At 71.0% G+C, this 15,405-nt stretch carries 13 protein-coding genes and 1 tRNA gene; 10 read left to right on the top strand and 4 right to left on the bottom strand.

What is annotated here, in order from left to right; all coding sequences use genetic code 11:
- Positions 1-22: 22 nt before the first annotated feature.
- On the top strand, positions 23-469 hold the full coding sequence (locus ACZ48Z_RS00780) for an SRPBCC family protein (RefSeq protein ID WP_468733622.1): 447 nt from the start codon (positions 23-25) through the stop codon (positions 467-469).
- 39 nt (positions 470-508) lie between these two features.
- Positions 509-580, top strand: a tRNA-Val gene (locus ACZ48Z_RS00775).
- A gap of 49 nt (positions 581-629) precedes the next feature.
- Here the strand turns inward: ACZ48Z_RS00775 and ACZ48Z_RS00770 are convergent.
- Positions 630-1,355, bottom strand: coding sequence for an exonuclease domain-containing protein (locus ACZ48Z_RS00770; protein ID WP_468733621.1), 726 nt, complete (start codon positions 1,353-1,355; stop codon positions 630-632).
- Between the two features lie 191 nt (positions 1,356-1,546).
- Between ACZ48Z_RS00770 and ACZ48Z_RS00765 the strand changes: the two genes are divergently transcribed.
- The 3 genes from ACZ48Z_RS00765 to thrS all read left to right on the top strand — a co-directional run bounded on the left by ACZ48Z_RS00765 (position 1,547) and on the right by thrS (position 5,415).
- Positions 1,547-2,113 (top strand): DUF4365 domain-containing protein, encoded by a 567-nt coding sequence (locus ACZ48Z_RS00765; protein ID WP_328745665.1) that lies wholly within the window; start codon positions 1,547-1,549, stop codon positions 2,111-2,113.
- Positions 2,110-3,348: a hypothetical protein gene (locus ACZ48Z_RS00760; RefSeq protein ID WP_468733620.1), complete on the top strand. Its 1,239-nt coding sequence runs from the start codon at positions 2,110-2,112 to the stop codon at positions 3,346-3,348. Before ACZ48Z_RS00765 ends, ACZ48Z_RS00760 begins: the two co-directional genes overlap by 4 nt.
- 90 nt (positions 3,349-3,438) lie before the next feature.
- A complete protein-coding gene (gene thrS, locus ACZ48Z_RS00755; protein ID WP_468733619.1) occupies positions 3,439-5,415 on the top strand; it encodes a threonine--tRNA ligase in 1,977 nt (658 codons plus the stop codon).
- A 28-nt stretch (positions 5,416-5,443) separates the two neighbouring features.
- On the opposite strand, the gene ACZ48Z_RS00750 is transcribed toward thrS, so the two are convergent.
- Positions 5,444-6,043: a potassium channel family protein gene (locus tag ACZ48Z_RS00750; RefSeq protein ID WP_468733987.1), complete on the bottom strand. Its 600-nt coding sequence runs from the start codon at positions 6,041-6,043 to the stop codon at positions 5,444-5,446.
- A gap of 253 nt (positions 6,044-6,296) precedes the next feature.
- Here ACZ48Z_RS00750 and ACZ48Z_RS00745 point away from each other — a divergent pair, with 253 nt between their 5' ends.
- Positions 6,297-6,857, top strand: coding sequence for an HIT family protein (locus ACZ48Z_RS00745; protein ID WP_468733618.1), 561 nt, complete (start codon positions 6,297-6,299; stop codon positions 6,855-6,857).
- Positions 6,858-7,431: 574 nt separating this feature from the next.
- Here ACZ48Z_RS00745 and ACZ48Z_RS00740 read toward each other — a convergent pair.
- Together ACZ48Z_RS00740 and ACZ48Z_RS00735 are read right to left on the bottom strand one after the other, a co-directional pair.
- Positions 7,432-9,093: a hypothetical protein gene (locus ACZ48Z_RS00740; protein ID WP_468733617.1), complete on the bottom strand. Its 1,662-nt coding sequence runs from the start codon at positions 9,091-9,093 to the stop codon at positions 7,432-7,434.
- Between the two features lie 206 nt (positions 9,094-9,299).
- Positions 9,300-11,498, bottom strand: coding sequence for an elongation factor G-like protein EF-G2 (locus ACZ48Z_RS00735; RefSeq protein ID WP_468733616.1), 2,199 nt, complete (start codon positions 11,496-11,498; stop codon positions 9,300-9,302).
- Between the two features lie 218 nt (positions 11,499-11,716).
- On the opposite strand from ACZ48Z_RS00735, the gene pgsA reads away from it, so the two are divergent.
- From pgsA to ACZ48Z_RS00715, 4 genes are all read left to right on the top strand, one after another.
- Positions 11,717-12,526, top strand: a complete 810-nt coding sequence (gene pgsA, locus ACZ48Z_RS00730; RefSeq protein ID WP_468733986.1) for a phosphatidylinositol phosphate synthase — start codon at positions 11,717-11,719, stop codon at positions 12,524-12,526.
- Positions 12,523-13,431 (top strand): phosphatidylinositol mannoside acyltransferase, encoded by a 909-nt coding sequence (locus ACZ48Z_RS00725; RefSeq protein ID WP_468733615.1) that lies wholly within the window; start codon positions 12,523-12,525, stop codon positions 13,429-13,431. The genes pgsA and ACZ48Z_RS00725 overlap by 4 nt, the downstream gene beginning before the upstream one ends.
- Positions 13,428-14,597, top strand: a complete 1,170-nt coding sequence (locus tag ACZ48Z_RS00720) for a glycosyltransferase family 4 protein (protein ID WP_468733614.1) — start codon at positions 13,428-13,430, stop codon at positions 14,595-14,597. The genes ACZ48Z_RS00725 and ACZ48Z_RS00720 overlap by 4 nt, the downstream gene beginning before the upstream one ends.
- 264 nt (positions 14,598-14,861) lie before the next feature.
- Positions 14,862-15,404 (top strand): hypothetical protein, encoded by a 543-nt coding sequence (locus tag ACZ48Z_RS00715; protein ID WP_468733613.1) that lies wholly within the window; start codon positions 14,862-14,864, stop codon positions 15,402-15,404.
- Position 15,405 lies beyond the last annotated feature (1 nt).

The raw sequence follows: 15,405 nt of genomic DNA, 5'->3' as shown, positions 1-15,405 counted from the left end.
GGACTCCACCCATACTCTGCCCATGGACTGGAACCGATTCCACTTCCGCACCCAGTGGCCCCTGCCCGCGAAGCCGGCCGCCGTCTACACCGCGCTGGAACAGGCCGAGGAGTATCCCCGCTGGTGGCCCCAGGTGCGCGAGGTCCGCAGACTCGACGACACCAGCGGCCTGATCACGATCCGTGCCGTGCTCCCGTACGACCTGGTCTTCACCGCGCGCGAGGTGCGCCGCGACCCGGCGGCCGGGGTGCTGGAGATCGCGATGTCCGGGGACCTCGACGGCTGGGCGCGCTGGACGATCACCGCGGACGGCGACGGCAGCCTCGCCCGCTACGAACAGGTCACCGAGGTGACCAAGCCCCTGCTCCGGCGCCTGGCCGTGCCGGGACGGCTGGTCTTCCGGGCCAACCACCGGCTGATGATGCGCGCCGGACGGCGGGGGCTCGTCGCCCACTTGGAAGCGGATTGAAGGAAACCCGCGGGGACCTGTATTGTTCAGTGCGTTCCCGGGCGATTAGCTCAGTGGGAGAGCGCTTCGTTCACACCGAAGAGGTCACTGGTTCGAACCCAGTATCGCCCACCGGGAAAAGCCGGTCCGTCTCAGACGGGCCGGCTTTCTTCATGCTCCGTCACGCCGCCGCGGGCAGATCCGGACGCAGCGGCCAGTCCGTGCTCACCGACTCCTCCGAGCCGCTGCGCGCGAACCACGCCTGCAGGCCCCGTGCCTGCGCCGCGTGCCACACCGCCTGGAGGTTGTGCAGCTCCGGAGGTGCCAGCCGCTCCAGCCGGGCCGCGAAACGGCGCCCGACCGCCCGTACGACATCCAGTGAGGCCAGCGCGTCGGCCGCCGCGTCGTGCGCGCCCTCCAGTTCGACGCCGTAGTGCGCGCACAGGTCGGTGAGGGTGCGGCGGCCCTTGCGGTAGCGGTCCAGATGCTTGTCCAGGACCCGCGGATCCAGCACCAGCAGCGGCGAGGTGTCGAACCAGCGGTCCAGGGACGACGCACGATGGCGGCGCAACTCCCGGTCCAGCAGCGTCAGATCGAACGGCGCGTTCATCACCACCAGCGGACGGCCCGCCACCGCCTGCTCAGCCAGCGCCTCGGCTATCTCGAACATCACCGGCGCCGGCCAGCGGCCGTTGCGCTGCAGATGCTCGTCCGTCAGCCCGTGCACCGCCGTCGCCCCGGCGGGCACCGGCACACCCGGGTTGACCAGCCACCGGCTCACCCGTGGCCGGGTGCCCGCCGCGTCCTGGACGACGACGGCGGCCGACACGATCCGGTCGGTCTCGACGTCAACACCCGTGGTCTCCGTGTCGAAAGCGGCCAGGGGCCCTTCGTACCAGCACGTCATACCAACTCAACCCCTCGTTCACCCACGGCAGCTGACGCACCGTCTTCTGCCTGTTTGGTGATACCCGGGCTGTTTGCGCCGTACGCCGGAAGGACACAACAGGAGTACGGGTCTTTGCAGTTCAGCGGCCCGGCGTGGGATTCATCCGCCCCCAATGTGGGCATGTCACTTTGCTTGGAAGGCTGTTGGTCATGGCGATAGCGCAGCCCGAGCGGGGCGGGCTGCTGCCCGAACGCACGGGCCCCCTTCGCGGCACGCTCGCCACCACCGCCTGCATGGAGACATTGCAGGTGGGCTATCTGCACGCCGTCGCGGCGGCGGCCGGCTGCTCGTTGTCGCAACCCTTTCCGGACAACGGCATCGACTGGCACGTCAGCCACGGCTCGCCCGGACACACCGTCGACGACGAGGTCACCATCAAGGTGCAGCTCAAGTGCACCTACCAGATCGCGCCCAACCCGGCCGGCCGGTTCTTCTCCTTCACGCTCGACAACGACCACCTGCGCAAACTCGCCCGCACACCGGTGTCCGTCCACAAGATCCTGGTGGTCATGCTCGTCCCGAGGACCCAGGACGACTGGCTGCGCGCCGGCCACGACCGCCTCGACCTCAGACACTGCTGCTACTGGGTCAACCTGGCCGGCCACCCCATCACCGGCCGGACCCGGACCACCGTGCGGATACCGACCAACCGCATCTTCGACGACCGGGCGCTGTGCGAGATCATGACGCGCGTCGGGACGGGAGGCAGACCATGACCCACCGGCCGCTGGAGGAGCCACTGCGTGCCGTACGCCCCCACCCGGAGGCGCACTGGGACCGTTCACCGACTCCCGACGAGGTCGACCCGGCCGTCCTGAGCGCCCTGCTGCACCGGCACGGCTGGCAGCGGCGCGGCGGCGCTCCGGGACGCTACGGCCGCTGGACACCACCGGGACCGGGCGCGAGCGGGACCAGCCTGCTCGTGCCCGAGAGCCGCGCCTTCCCCGACAGCGAGGACCTCCTCGGCGAGGCCCTTGTCGCCCTGTCCCGCAGCGGCACGCCCTCCGCGCGCGAGGTGCTCGTCGGACTCGCCGTGCCCAGCGACGAGATCCGCTGGTGGCGGGACGTGCCGACCGGACCCGCCGACGCCACCGCCTGGAGCGTCGAGGAGCAACTGCGCGCCGCCGCCCGCCAGACCCTGCTCGCCGGCGCACTCGCCACACGCGCGCGTGCCGGCTACTACGGCGCCCGCTACCGCCGTACGGCAGCCGCGTCCCTGGACAACGTCCTGGTCGGCTCGGCAGCAGGCGGCCGCCGGCTCACCGCGTTCGCGCCCGTCGACACCGGGCGCCCCCTCGCCGTCCGCCTCCACCAGGCCCTCTACGCGGCCCGGGAGGCCATCGACTACCAGCGGGCCACCGGCGGCATGGACGCCTTCGACGGGGCCGTCGAGGCGGGCGTCAGCCGGGAGCTCACCGAGGCGCTGATCGCCCTCGTGCGGGGTACCGAGGGTGCCCGCATCGCCGTCGAGTGGGCGCCCGCGGCCGGGGTCCCCGAAGGGTGCGCGGCCCGCGCCGAGGCCGTGGAGTTCTCGCCCGGCGACCTGCCCGTGCTGCGCGAGGCCGGCGCACGCTTCCTGCGCGAGGAACCCTCCGTCCCGGTGCGGATCACCGGCACGGTGGAGCGGATGCGCAGGTCGGGGCCGCGCGGCGACGGGTCGGTACGGCTGCGCGTGATCGCCGGCGCCGAGATCCCGCACCTGCGGCTCACCCTGGACGAGGAGGCGTACCGGATCGCCGGGCAGGCCCACCTCGTTGGGCTGCCGGTCCGGGTGCACGGCCGGCTGGAGAGCCGAGGCGGCTTCCGCAGGCTCACCGGGGCCACCGGAGTCGTCCCCGTACAGGTGGACGAGGCCGAGCGGGACCGGCTGATGAAGTCCCTCCAGGAGAATCTGGACTTCTTCGAGGAGGCCTGCGGAGAGTCCGGTCAGGAAGCCTGCGGAGGGGACTGATTTCGCGGAGGCGGGTGCCGGGTCGGTACGATCCCCTCTTGCGCGCGCTCCAGGTATGGCGCCGCACCCACCTTCAGTCAGGAGAGACCGGTGTCAGACGTCCGTGTGATCATCCAGCGCGATTCCGAGCGGGAAGAACGCGTGGTGACGACGGGCACTACGGCCGCCGAGCTCTTCGCCGGCGAACGCTCGATCGTCGCCGCGCGCGTGGGAGGGCAGCTCAGGGACCTCGCGTACGTCCTGTCCGAGGGCGAAGAGGTCGAGGGCGTGGAGATCTCCTCCGAGGACGGCCTCAACATCCTGCGCCACTCCACCGCGCACGTGATGGCGCAGGCCGTGCAGGAGCTCTTCCCCGAGGCCAAGCTCGGCATCGGCCCGCCGGTCAAGGACGGCTTCTACTACGACTTCGACGTCGAGAAGCCGTTCACGCCCGAGGACCTCAAGGCCGTCGAGAAGAAGATGCAGGAGATCCAGAAGCGGGGACAGAAGTTCTCCCGCCGTGTGGTCACCGACGAGGCCGCCCGCGAGGAACTGGCCGCCGAGCCCTACAAGCTGGAGCTGATCGGCCTCAAGGGCTCGGCCTCCTCGGACGACGGCGCGGACGTCGAGGTCGGCGCCGGCGAGCTCACGATCTACGACAACCTCGACGCCAAGACCGGCGAGCTGTGCTGGAAGGACCTCTGTCGCGGTCCCCACCTGCCCTCCACCCGCAACATCCCGGCGTTCAAGCTGATGCGCAACGCGGCCGCCTACTGGCGCGGCAGCGAGAAGAACCCGATGCTCCAGCGCATCTACGGCACCGCGTGGCCGACCAAGGACGAGCTGAAGGCGCACCTCGACTTCCTCGCCGAGGCCGAGAAGCGCGACCACCGCAAGCTGGGCTCCGAGCTCGACCTGTTCTCCATCCCGGAGCAGATCGGCTCCGGCCTCGCCGTCTTCCACCCCAAGGGCGGCATCATCCGCCGGGTCATGGAGGACTACTCGCGCCGCCGCCACGAGGAGGAGGGCTACGAGTTCGTCTACACCCCGCACGCGACGAAGGGGAAGCTCTTCGAGCAGTCCGGGCACCTGGACTGGTACGCCGACGGCATGTACCCGCCCATGCAGCTCGACGAGGGCGTGGACTACTACCTCAAGCCCATGAACTGCCCGATGCACAACCTGATCTTCGACGCGCGCGGCCGCTCCTACCGTGAACTGCCCCTGCGCCTGTTCGAGTTCGGGACCGTGTACCGGTACGAGAAGTCGGGCGTCGTGCACGGCCTCACCCGCGCGCGCGGCTTCACGCAGGACGACGCGCACATCTACTGCACCCGTGAGCAGATGTCGGAGGAGCTCGACAAGACGCTCACCTTCGTCCTCGGCCTGCTGCGCGACTACGGCCTGACAGACTTCTACCTGGAGCTGTCCACCAAGGACCCGGAGAAGTTCGTCGGCTCGGACGAGGTCTGGGAGGAGGCGACCGAGACGCTGCGTCAGGTCGCCGAGAAGCAGGGTCTGCCGCTCGTTCCCGACCCCGGTGGCGCCGCCTTCTACGGTCCGAAGATCTCCGTGCAGACCAAGGACGCGATCGGCCGGACCTGGCAGATGTCTACGATCCAGCTCGACTTCAACCTGCCGGAGCGCTTCGAGCTCGAGTACACCTCGCCCGACGGCTCCAAGCAGCGCCCGGTCATGATCCACCGCGCGCTGTTCGGCTCCATCGAACGGTTCTTCGCGGTGCTCCTGGAGCACTACGCGGGTGCCTTCCCGGCGTGGCTGGCCCCGGTCCAGGCGGTCGGCATCCCGATCGGCGACGCGCACGTCGAGTACCTGGAGAAGTTCGCCGCCGCCGCCAAGAAGCAGGGCCTGCGGGTCGAGGTGGACTCCTCCTCGGACCGCATGCAGAAGAAGATCCGCAACGCCCAGAAGCAGAAGGTGCCCTTCATGGTCATCGCGGGTGACGAGGACATGTCCGGCGGCTCGGTGTCCTTCCGCTACCGCGACGGCTCCCAGGAGAACGGCATCCCGTTCGACGAGGCCATCGCGAAGATCCTCAAGGTCGTGGAGGAGCGGACACAGGTCTGACGCCCGTACGGCGGGGCCCTCGGGGAGCTCAGCTCCCCGGGGGCCCTTCGTCGTCCTGCCGGGCGAAGACCTGGAGCAGCCAGGAGGCGAAGGTCCCGGTGACGGCGCCGAGCAGGGCCAGCCCGATCATCATCACGCCGACCGCGATCAGGCGGCCCAGCGGGGTGACCGGGGCGACATCGCCGTAGCCGACGGTGGCGAGGGTGGCGCAGGTCCACCACACGGCGTCCCCGAAGGTGCGCATGGTGCTGCCGGACGCGTGGCGTTCCTGCTGGTAGACGGCGAGGGCACCGGCGAAGCCCAGCAGCAGGGTCGACAGACCGGCGTACGCGATCACGCGCGCGTGCAGGGCGAGCCGGGGCCGTCCGCGCCGGCGCTGCACGGCCTCGTACACCCTCACGACCCTCAGGGGCCGCAGCAGCGGCAGGAGCAGCACGAGGGTGTCCAGCCCGTGTGTCCGTACGAAGCGCAGCCGCTGCCCGCTCAGGCGCCAGCGCACCGCGTAGTCGACGGCGAACAGCGCCCAGGCCGCCAGCATCACGGCCAGGCAGAGGTCGAGCAGGCCGTCCGCGAGATCGTGGGCCAGCACCCGGAGCGCGTACGCGGCGAGGAAGGCCAGGGCGGCGATGGCGAGGGGGACCTCCGTGCGCTGCTGCCAGCGGGCCGCGCGGCCGTCGGCGGACGGTGTCCCGCCGGAGTCGGAGGTGAGGTTGCCGCGCCCATCGAGGTCGCGTGCCTGGTGGGTCTCGCCGGCCCCGTGGTCGTGGCTCCTGCGTCCCCCTGTCTCGTCGGCTCCGCGGCTGTCGTCGTCCACCCGTCCAGCTTGGCCCGGTCCGTTTTTCCCACAACCCCACCGACACGGCGCGAACGGGCGAAGTCTTATGCTGCACTGCATGACGAGTGAGCCGGAGCAGCAGTGGGGAGTGGGGACGCAGGACGCGTTCCAGCGTCTGTGGACACCCCACCGGATGGCCTACATCCAGGGCGAGAACAAGCCGACCGGCCCGGGTGCCGACGACGGCTGTCCCTTCTGCTCCATCCCGGCCAAATCCGACGAGGACGGCCTGATCGTCCGGCGCGGACAGCTGGTGTACGCGGTGCTCAACCTCTACCCGTACACCGGCGGCCATCTGATGGTCGTGCCCTACCGTCATGTGGCCGACTACACCGACCTCACCGAGCCGGAGACCGCCGAACTGGCCGCGCTGACCAAGCAGGCGATGACGGCCCTGCGGACGGCGTCCGGGGCGCACGGCTTCAACATCGGCATGAACCAGGGGACGGTCGCCGGCGCCGGTATCGCCGCCCACCTGCACCAGCACATCGTCCCGCGCTGGGGCGGCGACACGAACTTCATGCCGGTCGTCGGCCACACGAAGGTACTGCCGCAGCTGCTGGGGGACACGCGCAAGATGCTGGCGGAGGCCTGGCCGACGGACTGATCTCGACCGAGGCCGCCACGGACCGGCTCGTCCGACGTCCGAGGCCGAGGCCGTCCGGGCTGACGTGGCCTTGGGGCGCGACCCCTTAAGGCCCGCACCTCGGTCCCACTCGCACGCGGGTCCGGCCGTACCACTGTGGCCATGTCCGGGCTGACGTGGCCTTGGGGGCGCAACCTCCAAGGCCCACCCGCCGGTCCCACTCGAACGCCCGTCCGGCTGCGCCCCCCGGGTCAGGTCCGGGCGACCTGGCCCGGGGCGTAACCCCCAAGGTCCGTACGCCGGTCCTACTCGCACGCCGGTCCGCACCGCTGTGGCCATGTCCGGGCTGACGTGGCCTTGGGGGCGCAACCTCCAAGGCCCACCCGCCGGTCCCACTCGAACGCCCGTCCGGCTGCGCCCCCCGGGTCAGGTCCGGGCGACGTGGCCCGGGGCGCAACCCCCAAGGCCCGTACGCCGGTCCCACTCGCACGTGGGTCCGGCGGTACCGCCGCAGGTCACGGCCGTGCCGACGTGGGCCCTGGGGGCGCGACCCCCAAAGCCCACCCGCACGCCTGTCCCGCCAACTGCCGGAGGCCTACGCGTCGTACAGGTCGGCCTTGCGCGGGGACACGTCCTGGACCTGTGTGCTCAGGAATCCCGCCCGCGTGCCGAACTTCTCCGTGTCCACGCCGTTCTCCTCGAGGACCCGGATCGCCGCGGCGTGCACGACCCGCAGCACCGGTGTCGCGGCGCGCAGCGCGTCGTCGGCCATGAAGCGGTGCCGCCACGGCCTGTCCGCCCAGGCATGCCGCACACCGAACGGCTCGGGCAGGACGAGGAAGCCGCCGAGCCAGTTGAGCAGCGGCGGATACCGGGTCAGGGGCGCCCGGGCGGCGAGACGGACCACCTCGTCGGCGTCGACCAGCGGGAGCTTGATCTTCCGGGTCTCCCAGAACCGGATCGACTTGGCGACCTCCTTCTCCTTGGCCTCCGGCTTCGAGGTGAACAGCCCGTGCACCGGCCCCAGCGCATGGCCGGTGACCTCGATGCGCAGCGTCTCGTGCAGCACGGTCACCGTGATCATCATGGTGAGGACGAGCTGCCCCTCCCACAGCGTCCACTGGACGCCCAGGTAGTGCCGGTCACCGCCGCCGAACTGCTGCTTGTTGCAGATCTCCTGTATCGCGTGCGACTTGACCTGGTAAGCGTCCACGTCCGTGCCCCCGGGCCGGGACACCGCCTTGGAGCCCTCCGCGATGGGTGTCACGACCCAGTGCCGTACGGACGGTTTCGGGAAACCGCCGGTGTTGATGGTGTTGCGTTCCAGCATGCGCAGCTGGTCGTGGATGGAGCGGATGACGTCCCAGCTGCGGAAGGGGTGGATCTCCCGGGTGGGGTCGGCGGACACCAGGTTCTCGGCAAGCTGCCAGCTGCCCCAGCGGGTGCCCATGCCGAGTATCCCCTTGGGGCCGGCGTAGAAGACGGAGTTGGACTGCTGCTCGGCGCTGAGGGTGGCGAGGGACTGGCGCAGCTGCTCGGCCGCGGTCTCACCGGGGCTGCTCGGCACCGCCTCGGGCACCTTGGCGCCGACACTGCTGCCTGCCAGCAGACTGTCCCAGCGGCTCCGCAGGTCGGTCGCCGTGCGCTCGCAGATCTGCTTGGCCCAGAACCAGCCGACCACGGGAAGGACCACGCACGCGCGTGCGTACAAGGCCCAGAACCCCCCGAACGGCATCTTGATCAGGAAGAGCACGGCGAGCGCACTCATCGCGACCAGCAGCGCCGTGCCGAGCACGCCGGCCTGCTTGTCGTCGCGCCTGGCGACGTTGCTGCGCAGCGTGAAGACCATCAGCCAGACCAGGAAGCCGGGCAGGAAGAGCACGCCGCACAGCACCACGACGGCGCTCAGCCAGTTGTCCCGGTCCCGGCGGATGTTGTTCGCCGCGAGACAGTGTTCGACCACGACCTGGGGCTCGGCGCCGAAGGACTGGATGAGCGGTTTGCGGCCCTTGCCGAGCATGCGGGTGACCACGGCCGTGGAGAAGGCCTCGCCCAGGTTGGGGCGGAAGATCTTCGCCCAGCTGCGGCCGCCCTTGATGGTCGACTCGTGCCATTCGTTGTTGGCCTTGAGGATCTCCTCCACCGGATTGTCCCGATAGGCCGCCGAGGCCAGAGCGAACGTCGCCGTCTGTGCCTCGTCGCCCGTGCGCGGCACTTGCGGACCGAAGATGTCCGCGTAACCGCCGTCAACGGTCATTCCCGCCCCCGATCGCCGCCGGACTCACCCACTGCGGCCTTCCCGACTTCCGTGCTCCGCACACCTGTTGATCAGGTCATCAGCGTATCTGTACGCACTGACATTAATCGGCGGACGGCCGAAGCCGCCCGCCGATTCGGAGGGGAGGGTTCCATAAAGCTCACCTGCGGGACTCCGAACGCCACTTGTGCGGCGCCCGGCCCCAACTACGAGGCGTCCCGCGCGTCTTCGCGGATCCTTTCGGCGATCTGCGGAGGCATGGGCTCGTGCCGCGCGTAGGAACGGCTGAACCGCGCGGTGCCGTGCGACAGCGACCTGAGGTCGATCGCGTACCGGCCGATCTCGATCTCGGGCACCTCGGCCCTGACGAGCGTGCGCCCGCCGTTGGTCTGCTCGGTTCCGAGCACCCGGCCCCGCCGCCCGGACAGGTCGCTCATCACGGCGCCCACGTAGTCGTCGCCGACCAGCACGGACACCTCGGCGACCGGTTCCAGCAGATGGATCCGGGCGTCCGCCGCCGCCTCCCGCAGCGCCAGCGCCCCGGCCGTCTGGAACGCGGCGTCGGACGAGTCCACCGAGTGCGCCTTTCCATCCACCAGCGTGACCCGGACGTCGATCAGCTGATGGCCGGTGGCGACCCCCCTGGCCGCCTGCGCCCGTACGCCCTTCTCGACGGACGGGATGAACTGACGCGGCACCGCGCCGCCGATGACCTTGTCCACGAACTCGATGCCCGAGCCGCCGGGCAGCGGCTCCACCTCGATCTCGCAGATGGCGAACTGCCCGTGCCCGCCGGACTGCTTCACGTGCCGCCCGCGCCCCGCCGACTTGTCGGCGAAGGTCTCCCGCAGGGCCACCCGGTGCGGTACGAGGTCCACCTGCACGCCGTAGCGGCTGCGCAGCCGCTCCAGCGCCACGTCGGCGTGCGCCTCGCCCAGGCACCACAGGACCACCTGGTGGGTGTCCGGATTCTGTTCGAGCCGCATGGTCGGGTCCTCGGCGACCAGCCTCGCGAGGCCCTGCGAGAGCTTGTCCTCGTCCGCCTTGCTGTGCGCCTGGATGGCGAGCGGCAGCAGCGGGTCGGGCATCTCCCACGGCTCCATGAGCAGCGGGTCGTCCTTCGCCGAGAGGGTGTCCCCGGTCTCCGCGCGGCTCAGCTTCGCCACGCATGCGAGGTCTCCCGCGATGCAGTGCGTGAGCGAGCGCTGCTGTTTGCCGAAGGGCGCGGACAGCGCGCCGACCCGCTCGTCGACGTCATGGTCCTCGTGGCCGCGGTCGGCGAGCCCGTGCCCCGAGACATGCACCGTCTCGTCCGGGCGCAGGGTCCCGGAGAAGACCCGCACCAGCGAGATCCGGCCGACGTACGGGTCGGACGCGGTCTTCACGACCTCCGCGACCAGTGGCCCCTCGGTGTCGCACGCCTTGATCTCGCGCGGCTTGCCGTCGATGGTGGTCACGCCCGGTGCGGGGTGCTCGAAGGGCGTCGGAAAACCGCCGGTGACCAGCTCCAGCAGCTCGACCGTGCCGAGGCCCTGCTTGGCGCCCTCGCTCGCGGGGGCGGCGGCCAGGACCGGATGGAACGCCCCGCGCGCCACGGCCCGCTCCAGGTCCTCCACCAGCGTCTTGAAGTCGATCTCCTCGCCGCCGAGGTAGCGGTCCATGAGGGTCTCGTCCTCGCTCTCCGAGATGATCCCCTCGATCAGCCGGTTGCGGGCCTCCTCGATCTCCGGCAGCAGATCCTCACCCGGCTCGCCCTCCTTGCGCTCCCCGGACGAGTAGTCGAACAGCTTCTGCGACAGCAGCCCGGTCAGCCCGGTCACGGGCGCGTGCCCGTCGGGGCCCTGCGGGCCGTGCAGCGGCAGGTAGAGCGGCAGTACGGCGTCGGGGTCGTCGCCGCCGAACGCCTCGGCGCAGATCCGCGTCATCTCCTCGAAGTCCGCCCGCGCGGCCTCCAGGTGCGTGACGACGATCGCCCGGGGCATCCCGACGGCCGCGCACTCCTCCCACACCATGCGCGTGGAGCCGTCCACCCCGTCCGAGGCCGAGACGACGAAAAGGGCCGCGTCCGCCGCTCGCAGACCGGCCCTGAGTTCCCCGACGAAGTCGGCGTATCCGGGGGTGTCCAGAAGATTGATCTTGTACCCGTCCCATTCGACGGGCACCAGGGAGAGCTGCACCGAGCGTTGCTGCCGGTGCTCGATCTCGTCGTAGTCGGAGACGGTGCCACCGTCCTCCACGCGGCCCGCCCGGTTCACCGCCCCCGCCGTCAGCGCGAGAGCTTCCACCAATGTCGTCTTGCCCGAACCGGAGTGGCCGACCAGCACCACATTCCGTACGGACGCGGGGTGGTCGGCCGCCGTAGCCCTGCCGGCGGCTCCGGGGTGTGTGTTCGCCTTGTCGCCCATGGCCTTGCCTCCCGTGCACGGTGAGGTCACTGTGGGCGCGGACGTGCGGAATCCGCGTGCGATAGGCGGCTTCGGTGACGCCCGCGGTCCTTCGAGCTTTCCACTCGTGTCACTGTGCGTCCATACAACGGACGCGATCCCACCGTGACCCGGATGCCGCGGGCCCGCGACACGGGCTCCGGGTGCCCCGCCGTCGCCCACACGCGCGCGTGGCTACGATGGGCCAGCCGGTGGCCAGCAGGGGCCGCGCGGCGACACCGACCCTCGGGAAGGCCATGCTGAACAAGTACGCGCGTGCATTCTTCACGCGTGTCCTCACGCCGTTCGCCACATTTCTGATCAGAAGGGGCGTCAGCCCCGACACGGTCACGCTTCTCGGCACCGCCGGAGTGGTCGCGGGCGCGCTGGTCTTCTACCCCATGGGCGAGTTCTTCTGGGGCACGGTCGTGATCACGCTGTTCGTGTTCTCCGACCTCGTCGACGGCAACATGGCCCGCCAGCTCGGCCGCTCCAGCCGCTGGGGCGCCTTCCTGGACTCCACGCTCGACCGGGTCGCCGACAGCGCGGTCTTCGGCGGCTTCGCCCTCTGGTACGCGGGCGGGGGCGACGACATCGCCCTGTGCGCGGTCTCCATCTTCTGCCTGGCCAGCGGCCAGGTGGTGTCGTACACCAAGGCCCGTGGCGAGTCGATCGGGCTGCCGGTCGCCGTCAACGGCCTCGTCGAGCGCGCCGAGCGCCTCGTGATCTCTCTGGTCGCGGCCGGCCTCGCGGGCCTGCACAAATTCGGCGTGCCCGGCATCCAGTACCTGCTGCCGGTCGCTCTGTGGATCGTCGCCGTCGGCAGCCTGGTCACGCTCATCCAGCGGGTCGTCACGGTCCGCCGGGAGTCGGCGGAGGCCGAGGAGGCCGCCGCCGAGTCGGGCACCGCCGGTACGAGCGCCGCGGGGCCCGGCGCCGGGGAGCCCGGTGCCGTCGAGTCGGCCGCCGAGGAGAAGACCCAGGAGCAGGGGAGCGAGGCCGCGAAGTGAGCGCGCAGGAGCGGCTGACGGACACGCTGTACGGCCTCGGCTGGGGCGTGGTCAAGAAGCTCCCCGAGCCGGTCGCCGTGCGCCTCGGCCGGAGCATCGCCGACCTCGCCTGGAAACGGCGCGGCAAGGGCGTTCTCCGGCTGGAGAGCAACTACGCGCGTGTGGTGCCGGGCGCTAGCCCGGAGCGCCTCGCCGAGCTCTCGCGCGCGGGCATGCGCTCCTACCTGCGCTACTGGATGGAGTCCTTCCGGCTGCCCGCCTGGAGCGAGGAACGCATCAGGGGCGGCTTCGAAGCCAAGGACCTGCACCACCTCACCGACGGCCTCGCCGCCGGCAAGGGCGTCATCCTCGCGCTGCCGCACATGGCCAACTGGGACCTAGCGGGCGCCTGGGTCACCACCAGGCTGGAGACACCGTTCACCACGGTCGCCGAACGGCTCAAGCCTGAGACCCTGTACGACCGCTTCGTCGCCTACCGCGAGGGCCTCGGCATGGAGGTCCTCCCGCACAGCGGCGGCACCGCCTTCGGCACCCTGGCCCGGCGACTGCGGGACGGCGGACTGGTCTGCCTGGTCGCCGAGCGGGACCTGTCCAGCTCAGGCGTCGAGGTGGAGTTCTTCGGCGAGGCGACCCGCATCCCGGCCGGACCGGCCCTGCTGGCCCAGCAGACCGGCGCACTGCTGCTGCCGGTGACACTCTGGTACGACGACTCGCCCGTCATGCAGGGCAGGGTGCACCCCCCGGTCGAGGTGCCCGAGACAGGTACGCGGGCCGAAAAGACGTCTGTCATGGCACAGGCGCTGGCCGATGCCTTCGCCACCGGGATCGCCGACCATCCGGAGGACTGGCACATGCTGCAGCGTTTGTGGCTGAAGGACCTTGATCCCACGAAGGGACCCTCGTGAGGATCGGCATCGTCTGCCCCTACTCCTGGGATGTGCCGGGCGGCGTCCAGTTCCACATCCGCGATCTCGCCGAGTACTTCATCCGCCTCGGCCACGAGGTGTCCGTCCTCGCCCCGGCCGACGACGACACCCCGCTGCCCCCGTACGTCGTCTCGGCCGGCCGCGCCGTCCCGGTGCCGTACAACGGCTCGGTGGCCCGGCTCAACTTCGGCTTCCTGAGCGCCGCGCGTGTGCGCCGCTGGCTGCACGACGGGGAGTTCGACGTCGTACACATCCACGAGCCGTCCTCGCCCTCCCTCGGCCTGCTGACCTGCTGGATCGCTCAGGGGCCGATCGTCGCGACCTTCCACACCTCCAACCCGCGCTCGCGCGCGATGATCGCCGCGTACTCGATCCTCCAGGCCGCCCTGGAGAAGATCAGCGCCCGGATCGCCGTCAGCGAGTACGCCCGCCGCACGCTCGTCGAGCACCTCGGCGGCGACGCGGTGGTGATCCCGAACGGCGTCGACGTCGACTTCTTCGCCAAGGCCAAGCCCAATCCTGAGTGGCAGGGCCGGACGATCGGCTTCATGGGCCGCATCGACGAACCCCGCAAGGGCCTGCCGGTACTGATGAGGGCCCTGCCGAAGATCCTCGCCGAACGTCCGGGGACCCGGCTGCTGGTGGCCGGGCGCGGCGACGAGGAGGAGGCCGTGGAGTCGCTCCCCGAGGAGCTGCGCGCACGCGTGGAGTTCCTCGGCATGGTCAGCGACGAGGACAAGGCCCGCTTCCTGCGCAGCGTCGACCTGTACATCGCCCCCAACACCGGCGGCGAGAGCTTCGGGATCATCCTTGTCGAGGCCATGTCGGCGGGGGCCCCGGTGCTCGCCTCCGACCTCGACGCCTTCGCCCAGGTCCTGGACCAGGGCGCCGCGGGCGAGCTGTTCGCCAACGAGGACGCAGACGCGCTCGCCGAGGCCGCCGTACGCCTGCTGGGCGACCCGGCGCGACTGGCCGAACTGCGAGCACGCGGCAGCGCGCACGTACGCCGGTTCGACTGGTCGACGGTGGGCGCGGACATCCTGTCGGTGTACGAGACGGTGACGGCGGGCGCGGCGGCGGTGGCAGCGGTGGAGGACGACCGGGGCCCGGGGTTGCGGGCACGGCTGGGGCTGGCCAGGGACTGACCGGCGCCGACGGCAGCTACGACGCGGGCGGGGCCTGTCGCTTTCTGAGGGCAGGCCCACCGAGGCGACGCGCAGGGGTGGTTGGAGCAGGCGCCCGGCCGGAACCGGAGCGCCGATGACTGGGCGCGGCCCGGGGCGCAGCTCGCTGCCGACGCCGTAGCGCCGTGACAGCGCCCTCGCGCCCACCGGGCACGCCGACCGCGTACACGTGCTCACCGGTCCTGGTCCGCCCCGCCCGAAGCCGCCCCGATAGCCTTGCTGCTCGTGACTCCCACCCTCATCTGGACCCTTGTCGCGCTCGTCGCGATCGGCCTTTACCTGAGCTGGACCGCGGGCCGTCTCGACCGGCTGCACGCCAGGATCGACGCCACGCGCGCGGGACTTGACGCACAGTTGCTGCGCCGGGCCTCGGTGGCTCAGGAACTGGCCACCTCGGGCGTCCTCGACCCCGCAGCGTCGATCGTCCTGTACGAGGCCGCGCACGCCGCACGGCAGGCCGAGGAGGAGCAGCGGGAGGTCGCCGAGAGCGAACTGAGCCAGGCGCTGCGAGCCGTGTTCGCGGAGACGGCCCAGGTCGAGATCGTCCGCGAGGTGCCCGGGGGAGAGTCGGCGGCCCATGAACTCACGGAGGCCGTACGACGGGTCCCGATGGCCCGCCGCTTCCACAACGACGCGGTCGGCGCGGCCCGCCGCCTCCGCCAGCACCGCAAGGTCCGCTGGTTCCGACTGGCCGGCCACGCACCCTTCCCGATGGCCTTCGAGATGGACGACGAGCCGCCCGCGGCCCTGGTGGACCGGGCGTCGTAGA

Source organism: Streptomyces sp. NPDC031225 (genome assembly GCF_055570355.1).
This window is presented reverse-complemented; position numbering and strand designations above follow the sequence as displayed.